A 22,723-nucleotide genomic window follows, 5' to 3' on the forward strand; every position below is an offset into this window, starting at 1 on the left:
TAGTGAAAATTCTATTTGATGAAAATATGCCTTATGCGGAAAAATTATTCGGTCGTCTAGGTGACGTGCAGGCGGTTCGCGGTCGAGCAATCTCGAAAAATGCGCTAATAGATGCCGCAGCACTGATGGTGCGTTCAGTGACTCAGGTAAATTCAGAAGTTCTAGCTAATAGCTGTATTGATTTTGTTGGTACCGCTACAGCTGGAACTGATCATATTGATCAATCTTGGCTACAGCAAAAAGGCATTGGTTTTTCTTCTGCACCAGGCTGTAATGCTATCGCGGTAGTTGAATACGTACTTTCCGCTTTATTCGTTCTTGGTGAACGTGACGGTTTTCAGCTACGTGATAAAACTATCGGTATTGTTGGAGTAGGTAATATTGGTGCGTGTTTACATGCTCGATTAAAAGCACTAGGTGTCAATACACTACTATGTGACCCACCCCGCGCTGCGCGTGGTGATATAGGAGAATTTTTTCCTCTGGAAAAACTAGTGACAGAAGCTGATGTACTAACCCTCCATACACCATTGAACCAATCAGGCCCGTATGCTTCATGGCATCTGATTAATGCCGATCTTATAGCGGCAATACCAGACAATCGTATTTTAATTAATACTTGCCGTGGAGCGGTTGTTGACAATGCGGCGCTATTACAAGCCCTCGAAAAAGGTAAACAACTACGCATCATACTAGATGTCTGGGAATCAGAACCTAATCTTTCTCTTCCGTTACTGGAACATGTAGACATCGGAACTGCGCATATCGCTGGCCATACTTTAGAAGGCAAGGCACGTGGTACTACTCAAATATTTGAGGCTTATAGCCGCTATTTAGGACGCCCACAACAAGTTACACTCACCTCACTTCTACCAAAAGCAAAACTTAATTTTATTCAACTACGTAGTGAATTGAATGAAAGTAAATTAAAAGAATTAATTCACTTAGTATATGATGTACGTCATGATAACTCAATGTTACGTACCTTTGCTGGAATAACAGGTGAGTTTGATCGTTTACGAAAATACCATCAAGAGCGTCGTGAGTGGTCTTCTTTGTACATTCAATGTAACGATAGCACCAGTATAGAGTTACTGATTGCACTCGGTTTCAATGTACTGTAGATACATTGTAAAATATTCACATATACTTAGCACTATAATAGGATATATCTAGTGTTCTTTTTAAGAACTGCTCATATAATTTTAAATAAATAAAAGTATTCTGCGTGAGATTTAAACTATTAAAAAATAATAAATTAATAATGTTACATACTATTGTTTTGACTAACTAAGCCCTACCACGATATCCTATCCTTCAAATATCAAGCTTACACTACATCTGCATGACTAATTTTATAGCAATCATAGAGCGATAATGGATAAACGAAGATGATTAAGAATTGTCAGACAACATTATCCATTCGTAACCACGTTGCTTATCTATTTACATACAATACTGAAAAGCATATCTTCTACTGCAATGTTAAAGTGTTATAACGCTTAACACTGTTGCTATAGTACGTTAAGTGTTTTTTTTGCATTGTTACAAGAACCATTACTTTTATGGATCAATGCTATTCTCTAGTAAGGATGTCGTATGATCATAGCTATAATATTATAATTAGTGCCGATAGTACAATGGGTTAATTTTCATTGAAGATGATACCGGTAACTGAATAAATAATGTTTACCTGTCTACAGACTAGGACATACATATCAAATTTACCGCATCACAAATAACAGCAAGTGATTAGCAAGTTAGAATATACACTTACTTCGTAATTTTTTGCCGAAGTAAGTGTATAATCTGATTATAAATATAAAACTCATTCCTGTGTCCTCATCATAAAACAGCATCACATGCCTACAATGCTTTGTTAATTAAAATTAATAAGTTTTTCTAGATACAAAATCACTGTTCCTAGTAACTTGTATACAGTGATTATTCTTATATGACCACTACTCTGATGGTCACATTTGATATTCTGCTACTTAATTGCCGAAGGAGAAATATGCAGTGACCTAGAAAAAGTTGAAGTTATTCAACTGAACGCAGACAGGGCAATTAGTGTTATGTAAAACAGACATCAAGTAAAATTTTAAGTATGGTTCGCCTTATATTAACTATGGCATTCAAAGACTACTAAAATTCTGGTCCATGACAAACGATGCATATTTTAATAAAGCACTGTATTACAGTAACAGTTGCAGAATACCTAATATAGGAGCAAATATATTCATGTCTAAGATTGCTATCTACAGTCCACCAACACAAAAGATTGCATTAGGTATCGAATATGATGGCAGCCTGTATTGTGGCTGGCAGCAGCAGAAAAAAGTAGCTACTGTACAGCACTACTTAGAGAAAGCATTAAGTAAGATAGCCGATGCACCGATCAAAGTAGTATGTGCTGGACGTACTGACGCCGGAGTACATGCTACTGGTCAAGTAGTACACTTTGAAACCAGCGTATATCGCAAAGATACTGCGTGGACTATGGGAGTAAACACCCATTTATTACCGAGTATTTCTGTGCGTTGGGTAAGCGCTGTCACTAATGATTTTCATGCCCGTTTTAGCGCTACTGCACGCCGCTATCGCTACATTATATACAATAATCACAATCGTCCAGCCTTATTACAAAAAGGCGTCACCCATTTTTGCTATCCGTTAGATGCTGCTCGGATGCACCTCGCAGCACAGGTGTTACTGGGTGAGAACGACTTTACCTCTTTTCGTTCTGCACAATGCCAATCATATACACCATGGCGTAATATCCAGCATATTAAGGTTACACGTCAAGGTGAATATCTCGTGGTAGATATCAAAGCTACTTTTTGCATCATATGGTACGCAATATTGTTGGTAGTCTAATGGAGATTGGCTGTGGTAAACGGACGAAGATTTGGCTGGCCGAATTACTAAAGTTAAGAAATCGTAACATGGCCGCACCCACAGCACGAGCTGAAGGCTTGTATTTGGTTGAAGTCGATTATCCTACGCATTTTGCTCTCCCAAAGCCACCAGTTGGGCCTTTATTTTTAATAGATCGTTAAAAACCGGTGTTTTAACCTTATGAATCCTTTGTTGGTCAGCTAAAAAATATCTGATTTTAGCAAAAGTACTTATGAATATTACTAAGTTTATATTATATTAACTTGCAATAATTTTCTTAATAATCTAGCCAGCATCGCTCATTCTATGAAATAGTCGTACTTTCACTCCTAGTGACATAGTTTTATAAGAAACAAGTTATTACCTGCTATTAGGAGCATAATGAAAATGCAGGAATGGTGGTTTTTTCTAATTTGTAGCTTTCTATAACATTTATCAACTTAAAATTTGCCTGTAGAAAACAGATTATTAAATCCCCGCACTTATTACTATCTTGCAAGTTTTACCAGTATTTGACGGTGACAATCTACTCTATTCTGTATTATATACTTTGTCTGGATTATTAAATAAAATCTCTTGAGATAATAAGTAACACATGTAATCTCAGGCACATCATATGCAGAAATTACCGTGCTGGCGATATCTATCAAGTTTAGAACACTCATAATTTTTTTTACACATGTAACTCATACTATTTCCTACTATCTTAGATTTTCTAGATAGAATCTAGTAGTCTTGTATTTTCATTCCACAAAAATTCTTTATGTACAAGATAATTTATTATACGTCATATCTGTTTTTGTTTCTTCAGCATTCAAGGAACATCTATGTTCTTTCTTGCTATATTTCAATAACACCCAAAAAGCGGTTTTAGGTAAAACTCTTCCAATTTAGCTAGTTTGCTATACCTGAAATGGTATAGCAAATACCTATTATTAAATCATCATGTGAATAATAGTTCATATAGCTAGTATTAAATATCCGATAAATACCTAATAAGTTTTTGCAATCTACACTACGATCAGATGACTGTACGATCTCCAATCTTTTAAAGCACAAATAGCTACTCTTTTGGTTCTTACCGCTATATTGATAGCTTGAAATTTTATAACAGAAAACTATCTACAATTATGTAGCAGTAACAATCCCTGAAAACCGAGAGAATAAATTTTATACTATTGCATTTTTCCTGTCTCGGCGTCTGTAATGAAAATACTAACGTGTTACCTGTTTCTTGGCGATCAGCAACACTTATTCTGTCATGTGATAGAATATATAAAATTAAATATCTGAATGAATATACGTGTATATTATAATTAATATACTACTTTACGTGTTAGTATTGGTTTATATTAGTTATGTTATAAGCTTGGTAAAAGAATCATAGAAAATGTAATATCTTTAATAATAAAGATAATCATTAAGATAACTCTGCCGTATATTATCATATTTTAATAGTGAAACATTAAAAATAAAACTCTTGTTTAATCTTTCGGTTTTTTAGTTTTTCCTGTATAATTAATCTCGCAGGTTTTAATAAACGTCGTTATGACCTTATTTCGAACTTCCCAAAGCTTTTTGAGGTAGTTTGAATAGCACGGTAGTGTTGGCTAGATTTTAATAGAAAGGTTATCAATGAGCTGGATTGAGCGCATTCTTAATAAGAATGACATTACACAAAACCGTAAGGCGAATATTCCTGAGGGCGTCTGGACTAAATGCGATAACTGTAATCAAGTTCTCTATCGCGACGAACTTGAACGCAATCTTCAAGTATGCCCTAAGTGCGATTATCACATGCGTATAACAGCCCGTATACGCTTGCACAGCCTACTAGATAAAGGTAGTGAAGTAGAATTGGGGAGCGAACTAGAGCCGAACGACATTCTAAGGTTTAAAGATTCAAAAAAGTATAAAGAACGCTTAATCGCTGCACAAAAAGCAACGAATGAGAAAGACGCATTGGTGGTAATGAAGGGTCAATTATACGGCATGCCAATCGTAGCTGCCGCTTTTGAATTTGCTTTTATAGGTGGCTCTATGTCGTCCGTGGTTGGAGCACGATTTGTACGTGCAGCAAAGGAAGCACTTAAAGACCATAGCCCGTTAGTTTGCTTTTCTGCGAGCGGTGGTGCACGTATGCAAGAAGCGCTAATATCACTGATGCAAATGGCAAAAACCAGCGCTGCGCTAGCTAAAATACAAGACTGTGGTCTGCCTTACATCTCTGTACTCACTAATCCCACCATGGGTGGAGTGTCCGCTAGTCTAGCTATGTTAGGTGATATCAATATCGCTGAACCAAAAGCATTAATAGGTTTTGCCGGACCACGCGTTATCGAACAAACCGTACGAGAAAAATTACCACCTGGTTTTCAGCGTAGCGAGTTCCTCATTGACAAAGGTGCGATTGATATGATTGTATGTCGTAAAAAAATACGTAAAACCTTAGCTAGCATCCTTGCTAATCTAACACATCAACCGCAGCCATACTTTAATAAAACAACGCCAATTATAACACGAAAAAATCAGCACAATACCGGAAGCTCAGAGCATACAAGACATAATTAATCTATGAACGATGTCTAGGTGAAAAACTCATGCAAAATCTACGACTTGCTCATACTGCATCACAACTAAACGAGTGGCTGTACTATTTAGAAAATCTTGACAAACAGACAATTGAACTCGGCCTGCAACGTGTTGCACACGTTGCAGAAAATCTTGAAGTACTCATGCCTGCAGCAATAGTCTTTACTATTGCTGGTACTAATGGAAAAGGCACTACCTGTTGCACTCTAGAAGCCATACTGTTAGCCGCTGGTCTACGTGTTGGTGTTTATAGTTCACCGCATCTAGTGTGTTATACTGAGCGTGTGCGTATCCAAGGAATACCATTAAGCAAAATGCAATTCATCCGCTCTTTCTCTGCAATTGAGAAAAGCCGAGGAAAAACCTCGTTGACTTATTTTGAGTTTAGCACTCTATCTGCATTATATCTTTTTAAGCAAGCACAATTAGATGTGGTAATTTTAGAAGTCGGTTTAGGTGGACGATTAGACGCCACAAATATCGTCGAGCCAAATGTAGCAGTGATCACTAACATTGCATTGGACCACACTGATTGCTTGGGTAAGGACCGCGAAAGCATCGGAAATGAAAAAGCTGGTATTTTTCGTTACAGAAAACCAGCCATAGTGGGAGAGTTAGATGTACCAGCGAGTATTCAACAAACGGCAACAACACTAGGGGCATTACTTTATCGCAACGGACACACCTGGAGTTACAGTAAACAAGGTGAGCGATGGCAGTGGAAAACGCATAAAACATTGTTAACTGACTTACCAATACCGAATGTGCCGCTAGTTAACGCTGCTACCGCATTAGCAGCACTGAATTACTCTCCTTTAAAAATAAACTATCCAGCAATTCATATCGGGTTACGTAATACTATGCTACCTGGCCGCTTTCAGCTCATCTGCCGTGAACCAAGGCTGATATTTGATGTAGCCCATAACCCACATGCCGCTACTTATTTGGCAAATCGTCTAGCGACGCTGCCACGCAACGGCGGAAAAGTATATGCTGTAGTCGCGATGTTATTAGATAAAGACATCGCAGGCACTCTCGAATGCCTTCGTACACAAGTCAATGTCTGGTACTGTGCATCTATTAATAACACCCGAGGTGCTCACGCAGAAGTTTTAGCACAACATTTAATAGCAGCGCATCAGTTTACCGATATTAAAACTGCGTGGAGAAAAGCGATGCGAGATGCCAATAAACAAGATATTATAATCGTCTTTGGATCCTTCCATACTGTAGGACAAGTAATGATAGCATTAAACGAGAAGGCGAGAAGATAAGTGTACAATAGATTGCAGAACCGACTAATCAGCAGTTTGATGTAGTGCACATTAGGAACTAATCTCTTACCAGAACTATTAGAAAACACAAATACACCTCACTAATACACATTTACAACCATTCCATCGGTGCAAAAACCGAGCATTCTCATAGCAAATACTATGCTACTTACGGCAACAAAAAATGTTTACATCAAAAAAAAAGAACTAATAAACTAGTAACTTACTCCATAACAAGCAACGACACATTATCATCGGTAAAGGAAGATATATCCTAGGCGAGCACATCTTATACGAGGCCAACTTTAACGTCTAATCTCATACTAAAACACAAACCTGCCTATAGGGATAATTCAGCGATAGAACAAGCTCTAATTGGAAAAGCCTATATGTCACACGCGATGTACTGATAAATACTGCTGAGGTAGATAAATTTTAGCTTCACTCCGTTTTTTAGCTATCGTGCTTTTAGCATGCCATCCACACCGCTTCAAAGGAACTTCACTTCTCTTTATTATATAGGACCCGATTTTAAAAAAAGCCAACTGTAGTCTTCTTTATTAGCGATGCATGCTATTAGCGACGGGAATAGAAAAATAAAATTATATAGCGTACGTTAATCCAAAATTTAGTACTATCTAAAATCCGCGCGCACCGTATACGATTATTTATAGGCGTAATTTTTATAAGCACGTACTACACCATTTATCTTGCTAAAAGCTCTTGAAATCTTAGCTCTCCTTATCACACTTTATAGTAACATTACACTACCTAGCGTCCTTCTCCCCATTTCATACCAGTTGTTTAACGTAGTACTATTCTATATTTCTCAAGAAATGGCTTAATATGAAAAATCAATCGACTCAATCATCACAATCAAAAAATATCACAGCGTAAAAGATTTAATAGTTCATTGTCCGGTAAGAATTTAAAAAGTTTAAAACTATCAAATATGATTATGTGAATTTTTGTGATCTCTACTAGGTTTGTTATAAAACATAAGTTAGCGTAGTGCACTAAAAGTCATATAGTAATTAAAGGAATATAGTCATTATTGTTCTCTTAAAATATCGCTAAAATATGTTCTTGTTGCTATCTACATGTAAAATATGTCAGGATAATATCCTGATGCAAATTCTTGCGTTTCTATTAGAACAAGCTAAACATTAAATCTCATTGATAAATTTATAGTTTAAACCTTTGAATGTATCTCAAGAACCTGATACGGCATAGTGAGTTGAAAATCGGCTCCTGCAAGATTTTATAAACAGATTAATTATTGGAATAGTTCATGATATGGATTGATTATCTCATTATATCACTTATTGGTTTTTCGATGCTAGTAAGCCTAGTGCGCGGACTTGCAGGAGAAGCATTATCACTATTAACATGGGGTTGTGCTATTTTTGTTTCTAGTCATTTTTACTCTAACCTTGCTCTGTACTTAACATGTTTTAAAGATATACTTATAAGGAAAAGCATCGCAATCGTTATTTTGTTTATTACGATACTAATCGTTGGCGCTATCTGCAACTATATGATAAGTATTCTAATAAAAAAAACGGGTTTATTAAGTATAAATCGGGTATTTGGTATCTGTTTTGGCGTTGCGCGCGGCGGGCTGATCGTTACAGCGATCTTATATTTTTTAGATACTTTTACTAGTTTATCGCAAAGCGCAGACTGGCAACACTCGCAACTTATTCCGCAATTTAAATATATTATCAAGTGGTTATTTAAATATCTCCAACACTCTCCACTTACTCCGCAATTTAAATATATTATCAAGTGGTTATTTAAATATCTCCAACACTCTCCACTTACTATGCAATTTATCTACCGGCTGATAGCCGCCTAGAGAAACATAGTATGCAAAAAGATTTTAATACTCATTTCAAGAACGCATGACAATATCGTCGCTAGATTGATACGCTAGATTATATCTATCAAATGCCATGAGCTCTAGTTAAAAAATCCTAGCGCAACGCCAGCACTCACAACATTGCACTTAATATAATGCATACCTATATGGTTACACCACTTATCAATTAACTATAAGATAATGCAAAAATAATACTTATTCGTTAAAAAATTACACATATAAATATAAAGAAAAAATAAAATATTCATTTTTACTGATTAGTACCAGTTATATAACTCAATCAACTAAATTATAGAAGCATAACTATACTTCATATAAATGGACCCTTAGATTATTTTAAGGTGATAGCAAAATGATGCGTAAATAACCTGATATATTTAACCATACTAGCAAACGCAAACTATACGATAACTTTCAAAGCATTGCAGATAACCATGAATATTTAAGCGTCGTACGCCTGTATTAGTTCTAAAAGATTAAAAATTTTTCCCTTTATGAAAGTTTTCGTTAAGTATACTTACGCTCTCGTCTTATCTCAATCGTTAACTAATACACATTCCCCAAAAGATTAATACATTTTATTTTTAAGGCTCATATCTCGACAAAACAAAAGTATTATGTAAATTAATGCTTCACCCATATATTTTCTATTAGCATCTTACTGTAATTTTTAGTATCGTAAACACAAATATAAGTATAGGTGTCTATAAAACAAAAGTAGACCGACAAACATTCTGTAATAATTGCGGCACATAAAGCATAAGTTATTCAAATACTTTTTAATATAATCATCCGGTCTACTCATTCTGTTTAATCTTAGCAATGAGATGCTTATCAAAAGAAGTGTTATAAGTATTTATCTATAAAGGTTTCTTTACTGTATTATATTATGGATATATAACTATAGCACTCTTAGGATTTTTAACAGAACAATAGAACGTTAACTTTTAATAAATTAGCGAGACCGTGTTATAAACCTAACAGCGCAACTCATATTATACCTAGATCATTTAATCTACAAGAAAATTATATCGAAGATGTTGCAACTCACTGTAGCAGCAAATGACGTAATTAAAAAAAGTTCATGCAGATATAACATTAAGATCACTAATCTAATAAATTATTGTAATATTTAGAGTATTTCGCATCATTGTATAATTATAATGAAGCGTGATATACACAAAGCACCATAGAAACTTTTAAAATACAGAATACAGTCTAAAGAATCTGATGTTACACAGCATTGTGCTATGTGGCATATTCGTATCATATCATGCACTTACCTCTCATCATCTCAATCAAATCTGGCTGTACTTATACTGTTCAGGCAAAATCTACTGTATGCAACAACTAATCATTACTATTTCTGGTGCTAGCGGTGCAATGTACGGAATTCAGTTACTTTAAATATGACGTAATATAAAGGAGATGAAAACTTATTGGATAAGCCATGCGGTGCGACAGAAGCTAGTGTTATAAACCGCGCTAAGGTTACGCAAAGTTCAGATACTAACTAACATAGTTGGACACCACTTATAACATCGCCGTATGTATCTCGTTCGGTTCATTTAAAATGTTAGATATAGATATTTGACCTGGATCGAAAAACCTTGTCTAGTATCGTCAATAGCTATACTGATACTGACTTAATCCGTACTGCTAATGTAATATTAAAAGAACATCACTTGGTCATGTTACGTGGACGAGTAACACTGCTATACTTCAATTACTTATACTTAATAATTCCAGCAGAAAAAATTCTTGCAGAAATTGTACCTTTATCACCAGTGTTGTATGATTTAGAAAAAACATAAATAATCTTATCAATTAAATTCTTAATTGAGTGATCGATTAATCTTTTACTATATTTCAAGTAGATTTTAATACTGAAAATCTTATATACCCAATTAACTTATAGTAATTTTAAATTTACTAATGTCATCATAAACGATATATGATATCTTTTAGTGCAAGTTAAGAATGTTTCATAAACAATAAACATTGTAATGTTTATTAAATAATTTTAAAACAGATATACATTTCTCTCATGATGATTTTATATCTTCCATATTTTTCTTTTTAAGTAAGAATAAACCTATAGTCACGCAAATAGTATAGCTTGATACTCATCACTATTATGTGGTTTTTTGATTAATTTTTCAGAGTGATTACATACAACACAAAAAGAGTATAAGCTACTATGTTATTGGATGAATTTTCTATCTGTAACAAAAAACAATCTTGTTATTTTAGAGTATACTATGTATAAATCATTATTTTAAGTTCAAGTGGCCTCTTATGTGCAATTTATGCATTATTATCTAAGTTTGTCCACATACGTATTAAACCATATATTCGCCATGACTTCTGTTGTCAAATAAACAGTATTTAAATAGGATTCACTAGTGTTAATTAGCTGTTACGATAGTAAAGAATATCCGTCATGCGCATCAATTATTCTTGTGAATATATTTATACAGTATATGACAGTTTGTTTTAACTGTAATAATTTCGGTACAATAACACAGGAAATCGTATCAGAATTGGGGTATCTTGTCATCCATTAACTAAATAATAGTGCGTACTATTAATAGAATATTACTTATCAGATAATTCATGAACGCTACTATCGCTAGTACACTAAATACCTCAAGATATAGTCAAATATCTCGACAGAACTAAGAGAGTAAGTCTGTTATATCACGTCTCTTTAAATTAAGAACGTTTATATTTGTATACTGGAAGACCATACAAATTAACTGTTTTGCACATCCCGACAGCGTACACTCATGAGCTAACGGGATTAATCGATTTTATCCTTAATATTTACCATATAGGTTAACACAAGCAATACTGCGATCCGTGCTCAATAAATTTTTGTGATATAGTGATGTGACTACAACTACAATTACAATAGAATTAATTTTTAATGTCTTTCCTTTTGCACTGCTTCACTGTTAAAGGGTACACGTTCAAGAGATAAAACAAGACATCAGCTTTGTCTTATTAAAAGAATACTAATCACACCGAACCCCATCAATAGTAGCAAAAGGATTTAAACCTATCGACTAGCCTGATGATCTTATAGCGACTCTCCCCTCTATATATATATTTTTTAGCAGTGCAATGTAATCAATACCGATTCTGCTTGCTTATTTTATCCGCTATATCAGCGCATGATATACGGATATCAACATTTTATACCTATGATATTTTATCTACAGACTGGAGTCCTGGTTTAATAGTAAAATAACCCCTTAAGTCTAGCTGTAACCGCGAATTGCAATGCTTTATACTAGCATATGGCGTATGGTTATTACATCGTTGTCATATGGAAGGAACAACAAGAATACCGCGGTAGTGTTTGCCTAAATAAAAACTTCCTGCAAACTACACAGAACACTAGTTTTTCCCCGAGTGATATGGAGATTTAAAAAACTAACTACACCAAGCTGCTAAAAATACAAGCTGTATACCTTACGACTATAGCGATTTTCTTTTGTTGATAACATAGCTAATCTAAAAAAGCATCAAAAATCTTAAAAACACTAATAAGTGCTAAGTTACACTATCTTTCAATCTGTTCGCTTATCAAAAAGATAATTACGCATCCTCCCTATCACAGAGAGTCATAATCTTCATATCAAAATAGCCAGAATATTCACAGTCAGTAAACAAATAGCACTAGTGAATCGTTTTATATAGTTTATGCTTAACCAGCATTACAGAGTAATATTCCACTCGGCCACTAAATACACCCAATAATTAGGACTTTACTAACAATCAGTTTTAAAGATATGATTATTCTTCGAAAAAAGACTGTCAGTGCCACAAAGACGCAATGGATAAATTTCGAATCAATTAACTTTTGATGTCGTAAACTACCGTCAGTCGCTCACCGTTTCTTCATTATGGTTGGAGTGATTAACTTTATATTTAATCATAACTATCGCTATGATAGAGAGCGAATCTTCATGTTGACATATATCTGAAAAAACTAGAGCTATACTTCATGCTTATAGGGTACACCTGCCTATCGCACATGATATATTCTAACTCCTAGAAAACGCTACTCTCAGCACTATTTTCAATTCTATCTGCGATTTTTTTAGCATACACGTTATACTGTGACTAATTTTGCTAGACAGTCGCGGTTAGAGTGATTGCTATCACATTACTATCACTGGTTCTAGTAAAGATCTTTACACCCATCACCTTCTATGGTCGGTGCGGACTGGCTAACTATATTATTTAGTTGGATAAGGATTGACTATAATTTTTACTACACAGTTTGTATGGTATTTACCATCAAATCTATTCTGTACACTGCTAGTAGCCAGTCGATTGCTTTTATAAACGTTGGGGAGTAGTATTCTCTAATTGTACAAAATAGCAGCTCCACTCGATATGCATGGCTGGCAATCGTGGCTAATCGTTGCATGGCTAATACTATACAACTACGTTCTAATGATCATTAAACTTATCTTAATGCTGTGCTTCATAAACTTTTGTTACTTTGATAACACTAGGTAACGGGCCTTAGGCTGCTACTTTGGCGATTGCGATCTAACAAGTATTACATTACGCAGATAATCTTAGCCGTATAGCGATGTTAGCGCTGATCTAATAAGACTGTAGCCTCAAGTTGATGTTACTTAATTAGCTACAGCATCATGCATGCTAGACGGTAATACCCATACATATTGGGCGTAATCTATCAGATAATTTTTGGTTCTGCATTAATTATAGCTTGTTAAGCTTCGCTATTTTCTAGTTTCCTCAGTCTACTATTAACGGAAATATAATCAACGGTATGAATTAAACAATACAAATAATAGTCTGCGCCTGTCATAGTTATAGCAGGCGTCGTAAACTTCTACATACATCTCACTTAGTACAAAGTTATTATATATAGTATTTACTATAATGATGCTACGGAGTAACCTTGAACAAAAACTACGATAACCACTAGGTTTCATTTACACACTGTAACTAGACGAAATCATTATCCTCGTAATACCTAGACTTTGACTATCTAAAGGTTTTTTCTTACTTTGTAGTGATACTCGTAAGCACCACGATCACCTTATACACTAGTGATTTTAGTAAGACTCTTATGACGTTACCTTACACACTAAGAGTTCTAGAACATTCGATATGCAATCTCTAGAGTTGAACTCTATAGCATGGCATGCTGTCATTATGATTAATAGTAAAAAACTGGCAACGACTGTAACTCATTGTACTAACAGCGCTACTCCAGCCTCTAAAAAACAATAACCTTTGGTGGCGTATTATCAATCGGCAATTATGGTATAGTCGTTTTATTAGCAACGTCTATGTTTTACCTTACCTGTTCTTTACGAACAGCTGGGTTCCTACCGAAGTCATGATAGCACAATAGCTGCGTTACGTCTACGATTATGCTTTACCTATTAATGTTTACTCTGATTAAACAATGACCAAAGAGCCATACTTAATAGATTACAAGGTATAAAAAGTGCTAACTAAAATACAGCGCGCATATATTACCGTATAAATGAAAATTTACCTATATCGGAAATGATGATATAATTTTAATAGATTTAAACACTGCTAATAATAGTCCAAATGCACAGAAAATTACAGCATAAAGACAGCTAACTTAATTATATTTTAAGAGATGAAATATATCCTAATACTTCAAAGTTAAACGATCACTATGAATACCTACCACGATACTTGAGTTTATGTGTCCAACCCAGCGAATGCATTGAAAAATTAAGACCAAGTATAGCGTAAAAAGCACTTTACTCAATTTAATCGATAGATTTTTGTCTAATACTCATTATACATTGATATTTAACGATATCGATCATGTCGCTACGCCATCTGCTCAACGCCTAGTCTAATAGTATTTCAAGAAAAAATCGCTTCACTCACCTGAAGGTAGAGAAAAAATTACTGGACGTGGTCTGCACCCAGGACTTCAACTAACTTATAGAGCAACTGAATAACCTAATACGCATCACTTGTAAGGTAATACAAAGAACCGCTTCTACAGTTATTCTGCTAATTATCTGGTGGACAACGAAAGCGCATTGTCCTATACTTCGTTTAATAAACAACGCTAAATCTTACTATTCGATGAACCTTTTTCAAGTCTTCATCCAGAACTACGATATAAAATACTTCAGTTTCTACAACCACCATGTAAAAATCACAAGTTAACATTACTAATAATTTTGTAAAATCTAAAAGATGCTTGGCGTATTGCGCTACGCACACTATTACGAATAGCTAGTTAGATTGATTATGACGGTTTAACAGAAACAGTGTGAGGTGATAAAATACCAGCGGCCTTCGCATTAAATGTTATAAATAACACTTCAATATAATAAATGGAATTCCATATATGCAATAGTTGAAGTCAATCTACTATCCCTCTTCAATAATCTAAAGGACTATACTGCTGTGTAGAACCTCAACCAAACAAAACCTGCCATAGCAGGTGTCGGTAAATCAATATCTGTTTTTGTTGACTCATGAAGTAGCCAACAATTAGTACTGCTAACCAACTCAATACACAGAGCATGCGCAGCCGCTCTGGCGGCAACCACTCACTTAAACTATCAATATAAAATTTATCTTTTCGCCACTTACGCCAGGTTAGCCAGACTGACATCCAGATTAGTAAAAAAAATATTAATAATAACCAATTAAATAACCCGCTATTGTCGTTATCAGGAATATCAATCGCTACACCAGCTAAAATGCCCGGAAAGAAATAAATTGGCGGCCAAGTGATACAGCCAATGCTATTCGGTAAAGCAAATTTATGTGAGGGAAGATTAAGCATACCAGCTACTATCGGCACTAACGGACGCATAGGGCCAATAAAACGACTAATCAGGATGGTAGCAATACTATGCTGATAAAGTGCTTTTTCAGTTCTATCAAGAACTACTTGATGTTTTTTTAGGAAAGACCAACGATAAAGAGAATCCTTACAAAGTCGACCAATACAGTAAGAAATCCAATCCCCTAGTAGACAACCTACTATACTAGCTGCCCACGCGTAATAAAAATCTATTTTCCCACCACCAATTAGTACGCCGATACTGGTCATCATTAGTGTCCCAGGTAATAACAAACCAACTAGTGCAAGCGATTCTAGAAAGTTAATTAAAACAATAACCGTAAGAGTGACAACTAATGACTGCGTAATTAAATGTTCTAAATAAGGTTCCATTAAACCTCGATTTACTAGGTAAAAACAAAGGGTAAATTGTTGCGTAATACTAAGTGCTAATCAACCAATGCATAATCTGTTTTAATTTATCTACAATGCTATAAATTATTACTCTACTAAACAGATAGTTTACCCTTCAAGCCTACCCTAGTCATTATATTTTATATTCAAGAGATTCAAGATGACAATTCAGAACATATAACTAGCAGGAAATATATAAGGATTATTCATCTGCTAGAATAGAATTCTTTGATATAGTGTCAGTTAAGGTCAAGTCTGCGGATTTAACCGCATCTGTATTTTGCACCACTTATCGGCACCGTAATAACTTATTTTATTAATTTATTTCTGTTATATTACGCTTAAATCAGCAGAGGTTTGGTAATAACTGCTCTTAGTGTGATTTAATTAATATAACCTTTTAAAGATTCTATAAAATTATCTACACTTAAAGCACTGTTTAATCTGACTAAGCACTATATCTACTTTCAGATGTCTAATGTATTGCTAGAATAAATTTTCACCTTTTGTCTGAATAAAGCTATGACTCATCAGCATACCTCTTATAATCTCACAAATATCCCCATAATCACCAGAGAACTTTTTTCGGGTTCGTATATCATTTTTTTAGTGACATTAGCGATTGTCTTATTTTATAGAAAATCTCTCAGATTTACGCTGCATTTAATCACCTAAATTTTACCAAACCCATAGTTTAAAGTTATTGAATCTAATCTAATGAATACATATCACATAGACATATTGCACCAGCCTTTAACGTCCAGAAGATATTATTGATTTTATGTGACAAATGACTGTAAATCTCGACAATATATAGATACAATACATATTAAAATTAATCAGGTATACAGATTATATTTTTCAATTGTATATGCATCAGTTTTACTTGTGCACTCGAAGTTTTGCTAAATATCAAATTTTGAATTTTATAAAGCGCAGTGATAAAATACAGTCTTCTATCTAACAGAAATCCTATTTAAAAAAGTTTAAAACATATATTACTATATTACTCTCTTTCTGAAACGTTTGATATAACAAAGATCGTTAATCAGTAGATATTATCTTAACAAATAATCATTACGGTAAAATTCATGATTTTCACTTTTTGATTAATCTATCCTGTCAGAAACAACGTATAGTACACTTATGGTGATCGATAAATAATACCTATCCACTAGATAAAAGTCTAAGCCGGTAGTACTAATTTGTGAGCTACACACGCACTTAACAGATCTTCAATAAACTCTAGTCGCCTTTTGCGATCGCTTACATCGAACACAAACTTTAATTTATTGGGACCGTCTAGTCGATATACTTGTGGATTACTTTTTAGTAAGCTAATTAAATAGCTTGGATCGATATGATTTTGATCGCCAAATTCAATAAATCCACTTCTTTCATTACTTTCAATGCGTTTAATCCCTAACATTTGCGCGTACTGGCGTAGGAATGCATTTCTGAAAAGGTTTTTTGCTGGTTCCGGTAATACACCAAAGCGGTCAATCAGTTCCATTTTTAATTCTCTTAAATCATCATTGTTTTTAGCACTAGCAATGCGTTTATAAAACAATAACCGCGTATTGACATCTGGAACGAAGTCATTCGGCAATAAAGTGGGCATACGCAACTCTATCTCTACTTGCTTGTTCACCAGATCTGTTAAAGACGGTTCACGACCATTTTTTAATGCATCTACTGCGTTTTCCAGTAACTCCATATATACAGAAAAACCAGTAGTAGATATTTGACCACTCTGATCTTCTCCTAACAACTCTCCGGCACCACGAATTTCTAAATCGTGAGTAGCCAGTGCGAAGCCAGCACCAAGATCCTCCATCGAAGTAATAGCTGTTAATCTACTTTTCGCGTTTGCACTTATTGTCTGCGGATGCGATGTTAAAAAATAAGCGTAGGCCTGATGGTGTGAACGTCCAACACGTCCACGTAACTGATGCAACTGTGCTAGACCAAAGCGGTCAGCACGCTCAATAATAATAGTATTTACACTGGAAATATCAATGCCAGTCTCGATAATAGTGGTACAAACCAGAACATTGAAACGTTGACGCTGAAAATCGTTCATCACACACTCTAAATCACGTTCACGCATTTGTCCGTGGCCAACAGTAATATGTGCTTCTGGCACTAAATCTGCCAGATTTTTAGCGGTCTGCTCAATATTCTCTACATCATTATATAAATAATAAACTTGACCGCCACGCAGCACCTCACGCAAGATTGCTTCGCGTACCACGAGACTATCATACTCACGTATGAAAGTTTTTACTGCTAAACGACGTGCTGGAGGAGTAGCGATAATAGATAGATCGCGTATGCCGATCGTCGCCATATTTAATGTGCGTGGAATAGGAGTAGCAGTTAGTGTTAAAATATCTATATTGGAGCGCATCGCTTTGATTTTCTCCTTGTGGTGTACACCAAAACGATGTTCCTCATCAACAATCAGCAATCCTAAGTCTTTCCATCTCACATCAGCCTGTAACAGTTTGTGCGTTCCAATAAGGATATCTACGTTACCAGAATCTGTGGCATCTAATACCTGAGTTTGTTCTTTAGCATTAAGAAAACGTGATATCATTTCAATGCGGATAGGCCAAGCAGAAAAGCGATCACGGAAGTTGTCGAAGTGCTGTTTTGCTAGCAGAGTTGTAGGCACTAACATCGCTACCTGTTTACCATTGTCTACCGCCAGAAAAGCAGCACGCATCGCTACTTCAGTTTTACCAAAACCAACATCTCCACATACCAGACGATCCATAGCTAAAGGTTGACACATGTCACTTAGCATGGCGTTGATCGCTGCTTCTTGATCAGGCGTAAGATCGAATGGAAAGCTTCGACAGAAAAGTTGATACTTCTCATGATTATGTTTAAAAGCAAAACCAGTCTTCGTAGTACGTTGAGTATAAATATCTAACAATTCAGCAGCTATATCACGTACCTGTTCAACAGTCTTTTGTTTGATTCTTTCCCAACTATCTCCACCTAACTTATGGAGAGGGGCAGTGTCGTCGGAACCTCCAGAATAACGACTGATTAAATGCAACGAAGAAATTGGTACATATAGTTTATCTTCATCCATATAAGATAAAATCAGATATTCTGTCTGAATATCCCTAATCATTAAAGTAGTTAAACCAAGATAACGACCAATACCGTGCTGCAGATGCACTACAGGCTGTCCAGGATGCAATTCCGTTAGATTGCGAATTAGTGTATCGATGTTAATAATACAGCGGTTGTCTTTCTGGTAGCAATTGACGTGCTTACCTAAGAGATCACTTTCAGAAATCAACGCCCGATTGCGGTTGCTATCTAGGAAACCATGCTCACAAGCGCAGATTATTATATAATAACCTGTTGATTGTGCCTGATCGAGATATTGAATCAATAACGTGCTGAGCTTAATGCGACCAAGTACATCCTGTAGCATCTGACGCCGGGCTTCGCTTTTGACCAAAAAAATGACACTACCATCAAAATCTATAATAAAGCGCTGCAAACTCTTTAACGACAGCGGATTATGAGATTGCACCGCTAAATTAGGCAAAGCGTAATAGCCTAGATTCATATTATTCATTGCAGCAGGTAGAGTCTCAATCTCCAATGTTATACGTGGCCAAGCTGTTAGTTCACCTAACAACGTATCAACACTTAACCATAAAGTATCTGGAGATAACGGCGGACGCATTGGATCAATGCAATGTTTTTCATAACGCTGGCTTATAACCTGCCAAAAACAGGTAGCGGCACTTTCAAGATCTCCGATGTTAATAATTAAAGTATTAAGTGGTAAATAACTGAATAATGACGGCAATGACTGACTAAAGAATAAAGGTTGCCAATATTCGATACCCGCAGGCCATATAGATCTGCTGACCTGCTGGTAAACATGCTCAGGATGATGAAGTACGTCAAATCGCTCACGCCACTGACTGCGAAACAACTTGATAGCATTTTTTTCAGTTGGAAATTCATGAGCTGGCAGTAAATTAATGGCGTCAGCATCGCTTATTGTGCATTGACTATCAATGTCAAAGGTACGTACACTACTAATTTTTTTTCCACAAAAATTAATACGGTACGCTCCATCACTACCCATAGGGTAAAGATCAAACAGTGAGCGCCGGATACTGAATTCGCCATGTGTCATCACTTGCTCAACGTAGCGATAACCAACTTGTTCTAATTGACGGCGCAGTTTATCACATGACCAATACTGACCTTTACTTATTACTAATGAGCAACTATGGAGAAAGGCGCTAGGACAAACTCTTTGCATCAGAGTATTAACTGAGAGAATTATCACTCCGCGCGTCATGGTAGGTAAATCATACAGGATCGATAGGCGGGAAGAAATGGTTGCTTGATGTGGAGAGAGATTCTCATAGGGTAAGTTTTCCCAATCAGATAATCTAATTACTTTCTGCTTAGTAAGTGGCTGGATTTCATGATTCAGCCGCAAAGCACACTGCGTGTCTGAGGTGATTAACATCACCGGTCCATTATAACGTTCGATAATCTCGGCACATTCTATAGCGCAGGCTGAACCAAATAACTGACCTAAACGGCGCAGATCACCTGCGCGTTTAGGCAAAGAATAACGCGGAGATAAGAAAAGGTTTTTGGTATTAACAATGCTCATTCAAGTATCTTTAATTATCGTGATAGACTGCGCTTAGTAGTAATTATTTAATAAAGCGCCTTATTTGTAGTTATAGTAACTTAGCAGTTAATTAACTAACAGCATTAAAATTATAAAACTAATTTTTAACCTAATGTTATATTAATTAATGATGATTTTTTTTGGATAAAACTACCAACTAAATAAAACTCCTCTCTTAAGTATTCACTTAATAGAAATAAGTTATTATAATAAACAATCATATTACTTTAATTATAACTATGGCAATATAAAAACTGTCATGTATCGACCTGTCGCGTTGTTCATTAGCTTGCGCTATATATGTGGACGTACCTCAAACCGATTCGGACGGTTTGTTTTCTGGTCATCTACTATGGGAGTTATGTTAGGAGTAATGGCATTAATTCTGGTACTATCGGTAATAAATGGCTTTGATAAAGATCTAGAAAAAAATGTTCTTGGCCTTATGCCGCAAGCATTAATTACCAGCAAAAAGGGATCGATCAATCCTACGATGCTACCTGCTTCAGCTATTAAAAATCTACAAGGTGTCTACCGCGTTTCACCCTTAACAACAGCTAACGTGGTGCTGCAAAGCGCACAAGGCATAGCGCTTGGCGTAATGCTTGGTATTAACCAAAACGAAACTGATCCTTTAACCCCTTATCTTGGTGACATCCAACAACAACTACAGCCAAACCACTATAATATTATTGTCGGTGAGCAATTAGCCAATCAGCTTAATGTCAAGCCTGGTGACTCACTACGATTGCTAGTACCCAGCACCTACCAACTCACACCCATGGGTCGTATTCCTAGCCAACGATTATTTACCCTTATCGGCACTTTTCATGCCAATAGCGAGGTAGACAGCTATCAGTGTTTACTCAACCAAGAGGATGCGTCGCGCCTCATGCGCTATACCATCGGTAATATCACAGGTTGGCGTTTATTCCTAAAACACCCGATAATGGTGAATACCGTTAGCCATCAAAAGATACCCAAAGGCACAGAATGGAGGGATTGGCGTGAAAGAAAAAGTGACCTATTCCAAGCAGTACAAATGGAAAAAAACATAATGACACTACTTCTGAGTTTGCTCGTGACGATTGCTATATCTAATATTGTTACTTTTCTAGCGTTACTAATAATGGAAAAGGAGAGCGAGATTGCAATCTTGCAAACTGTAGGTCTAGCACGATATCAGATCATGGCAATATTTGTAATACAGGGTACCAGTGCTGGAATTATAGGATCACTGATTGGTGCGTTATTAGGTATATTATCAGCAAAACACCTGAACAATCTAATGCCAGTACTTACTAAATTTATCAATGGACATACTTTACCAGTCCTAATTAATCCGCTACAAGCAATAATTATTGCTGCGGTAGCAATGACAGTATCTTTTATCGCTACACTTTACCCTTCATGGCGTGCTACTTCGTCACGACCTGCCGAAGTTTTATGTTATGAGTAATGACAGATTACTGCAGTGTAATAATCTATGCAAGCGCTACCAGGTAGGCGATGTGTATTCTGAGGTACTATCTAATATTACCTTTAGTATGCAGTCTAGCGAAATGACAGCGATCGTCGGTAGTTCAGGTTCTGGAAAAAGTACCTTATTACATCTGCTAGGTGGTTTAGATTCTCCAAGCTCTGGAGAGGTAATTTTCAAAGGCTTATCTCTGCACAACATGTCGCCAAAAGCCAAATCAGATCTACGAAACCGTCAGATCGGATTTATCTACCAGTTTCATCATCTACTGCCGGATTTTACTGCACTGGAGAACGTAGCTATGCCATTACTAATCAGTGGCGCCCATTCAGCATTAGCTAAAAAAAAGACAATAGAAATGTTAGCAGCGGTTAGACTGGAAAAACGCAGTAAATACCGTCCTTCTGAGCTCTCAGGTGGAGAACGACAGCGTGTAGCGATTGCCCGAGCATTAATCAATAATCCAGCACTAGTATTAGCGGATGAACCGACTGGCAATCTGGATCAACATACCTCAGATAGTATCCTGAATTTATTGTATGAGCTTAACGTACGCCAGAGCACAGCATTTTTAATTGTCACCCATGATGTACGATTGGCCAATCGTCTTGGTCGTACGCTGGAAATGGTTGATGGCCATCTTCAAATCCCCCTGTGA

At 35.9% G+C, this 22,723-nt stretch carries 9 protein-coding genes and 1 pseudogene; 8 read left to right on the top strand and 2 right to left on the bottom strand.

Going from position 1 to position 22,723, the window contains the following annotated elements; translation table 11 throughout:
• Nucleotides 1–2: 2 nt before the first annotated feature.
• From GIY03_RS02405 to GIY03_RS02430, 6 genes and pseudogenes are all read left to right on the top strand, one after another.
• On the top strand, nt 3–1,124 hold the full coding sequence (locus GIY03_RS02405; protein ID WP_457913541.1) for a DUF3410 domain-containing protein: 1,122 nt from the start codon (nt 3–5) through the stop codon (nt 1,122–1,124).
• Between the two features lie 1,117 nt (nt 1,125–2,241).
• Nucleotides 2,242–3,059 (top strand): annotated as a pseudogene (gene truA / locus GIY03_RS02410) (tRNA pseudouridine(38-40) synthase TruA).
• A 1,474-nt stretch (nt 3,060–4,533) separates the two neighbouring features.
• Entirely contained in the window at nt 4,534–5,469 is a 936-nt protein-coding gene (accD, locus tag GIY03_RS02415) for an acetyl-CoA carboxylase, carboxyltransferase subunit beta (protein ID WP_457913542.1), read from the top strand.
• Between the two features lie 29 nt (nt 5,470–5,498).
• The gene (gene folC, locus GIY03_RS02420) at nt 5,499–6,764 is read left to right on the top strand and encodes a bifunctional tetrahydrofolate synthase/dihydrofolate synthase (protein ID WP_457913543.1); all 1,266 of its coding nucleotides are present in this window, start codon (nt 5,499–5,501) and stop codon (nt 6,762–6,764) included.
• Nucleotides 6,765–8,055: 1,291 nt separating this feature from the next.
• Complete coding sequence (locus GIY03_RS02425) at nt 8,056–8,622, top strand: CvpA family protein (protein ID WP_457913544.1); 567 nt, start codon at nt 8,056–8,058, stop codon at nt 8,620–8,622.
• 1,634 nt (nt 8,623–10,256) lie between these two features.
• On the top strand, nt 10,257–10,460 hold the full coding sequence (locus tag GIY03_RS02430) for a hypothetical protein (protein ID WP_457913545.1): 204 nt from the start codon (nt 10,257–10,259) through the stop codon (nt 10,458–10,460).
• 4,649 nt (nt 10,461–15,109) lie between these two features.
• Here GIY03_RS02430 and GIY03_RS02435 read toward each other — a convergent pair.
• Together GIY03_RS02435 and mfd are read right to left on the bottom strand one after the other, a co-directional pair.
• On the bottom strand, nt 15,110–15,877 hold the full coding sequence (locus GIY03_RS02435; protein WP_457913546.1) for a DedA family protein: 768 nt from the start codon (nt 15,875–15,877) through the stop codon (nt 15,110–15,112).
• A gap of 1,207 nt (nt 15,878–17,084) precedes the next feature.
• Entirely contained in the window at nt 17,085–20,564 is a 3,480-nt protein-coding gene (gene mfd, locus GIY03_RS02440; protein ID WP_457913547.1) for a transcription-repair coupling factor, read from the bottom strand.
• Nucleotides 20,565–20,844: 280 nt separating this feature from the next.
• Here mfd and lolC point away from each other — a divergent pair, with 280 nt between their 5' ends.
• On the top strand, nt 20,845–22,044 hold the full coding sequence (lolC, locus tag GIY03_RS02445; RefSeq protein ID WP_457913548.1) for a lipoprotein-releasing ABC transporter permease subunit LolC: 1,200 nt from the start codon (nt 20,845–20,847) through the stop codon (nt 22,042–22,044).
• A complete protein-coding gene (gene lolD, locus GIY03_RS02450) occupies nt 22,037–22,723 on the top strand; it encodes a lipoprotein-releasing ABC transporter ATP-binding protein LolD (protein WP_457913549.1) in 687 nt (228 codons plus the stop codon). The genes lolC and lolD overlap by 8 nt, the downstream gene beginning before the upstream one ends.

It is taken from the genome of Candidatus Gillettellia adelgis, from assembly GCA_020541285.1.
Lineage (GTDB): Bacteria > Pseudomonadota > Gammaproteobacteria > Enterobacterales > Enterobacteriaceae > Gillettellia > Gillettellia adelgis.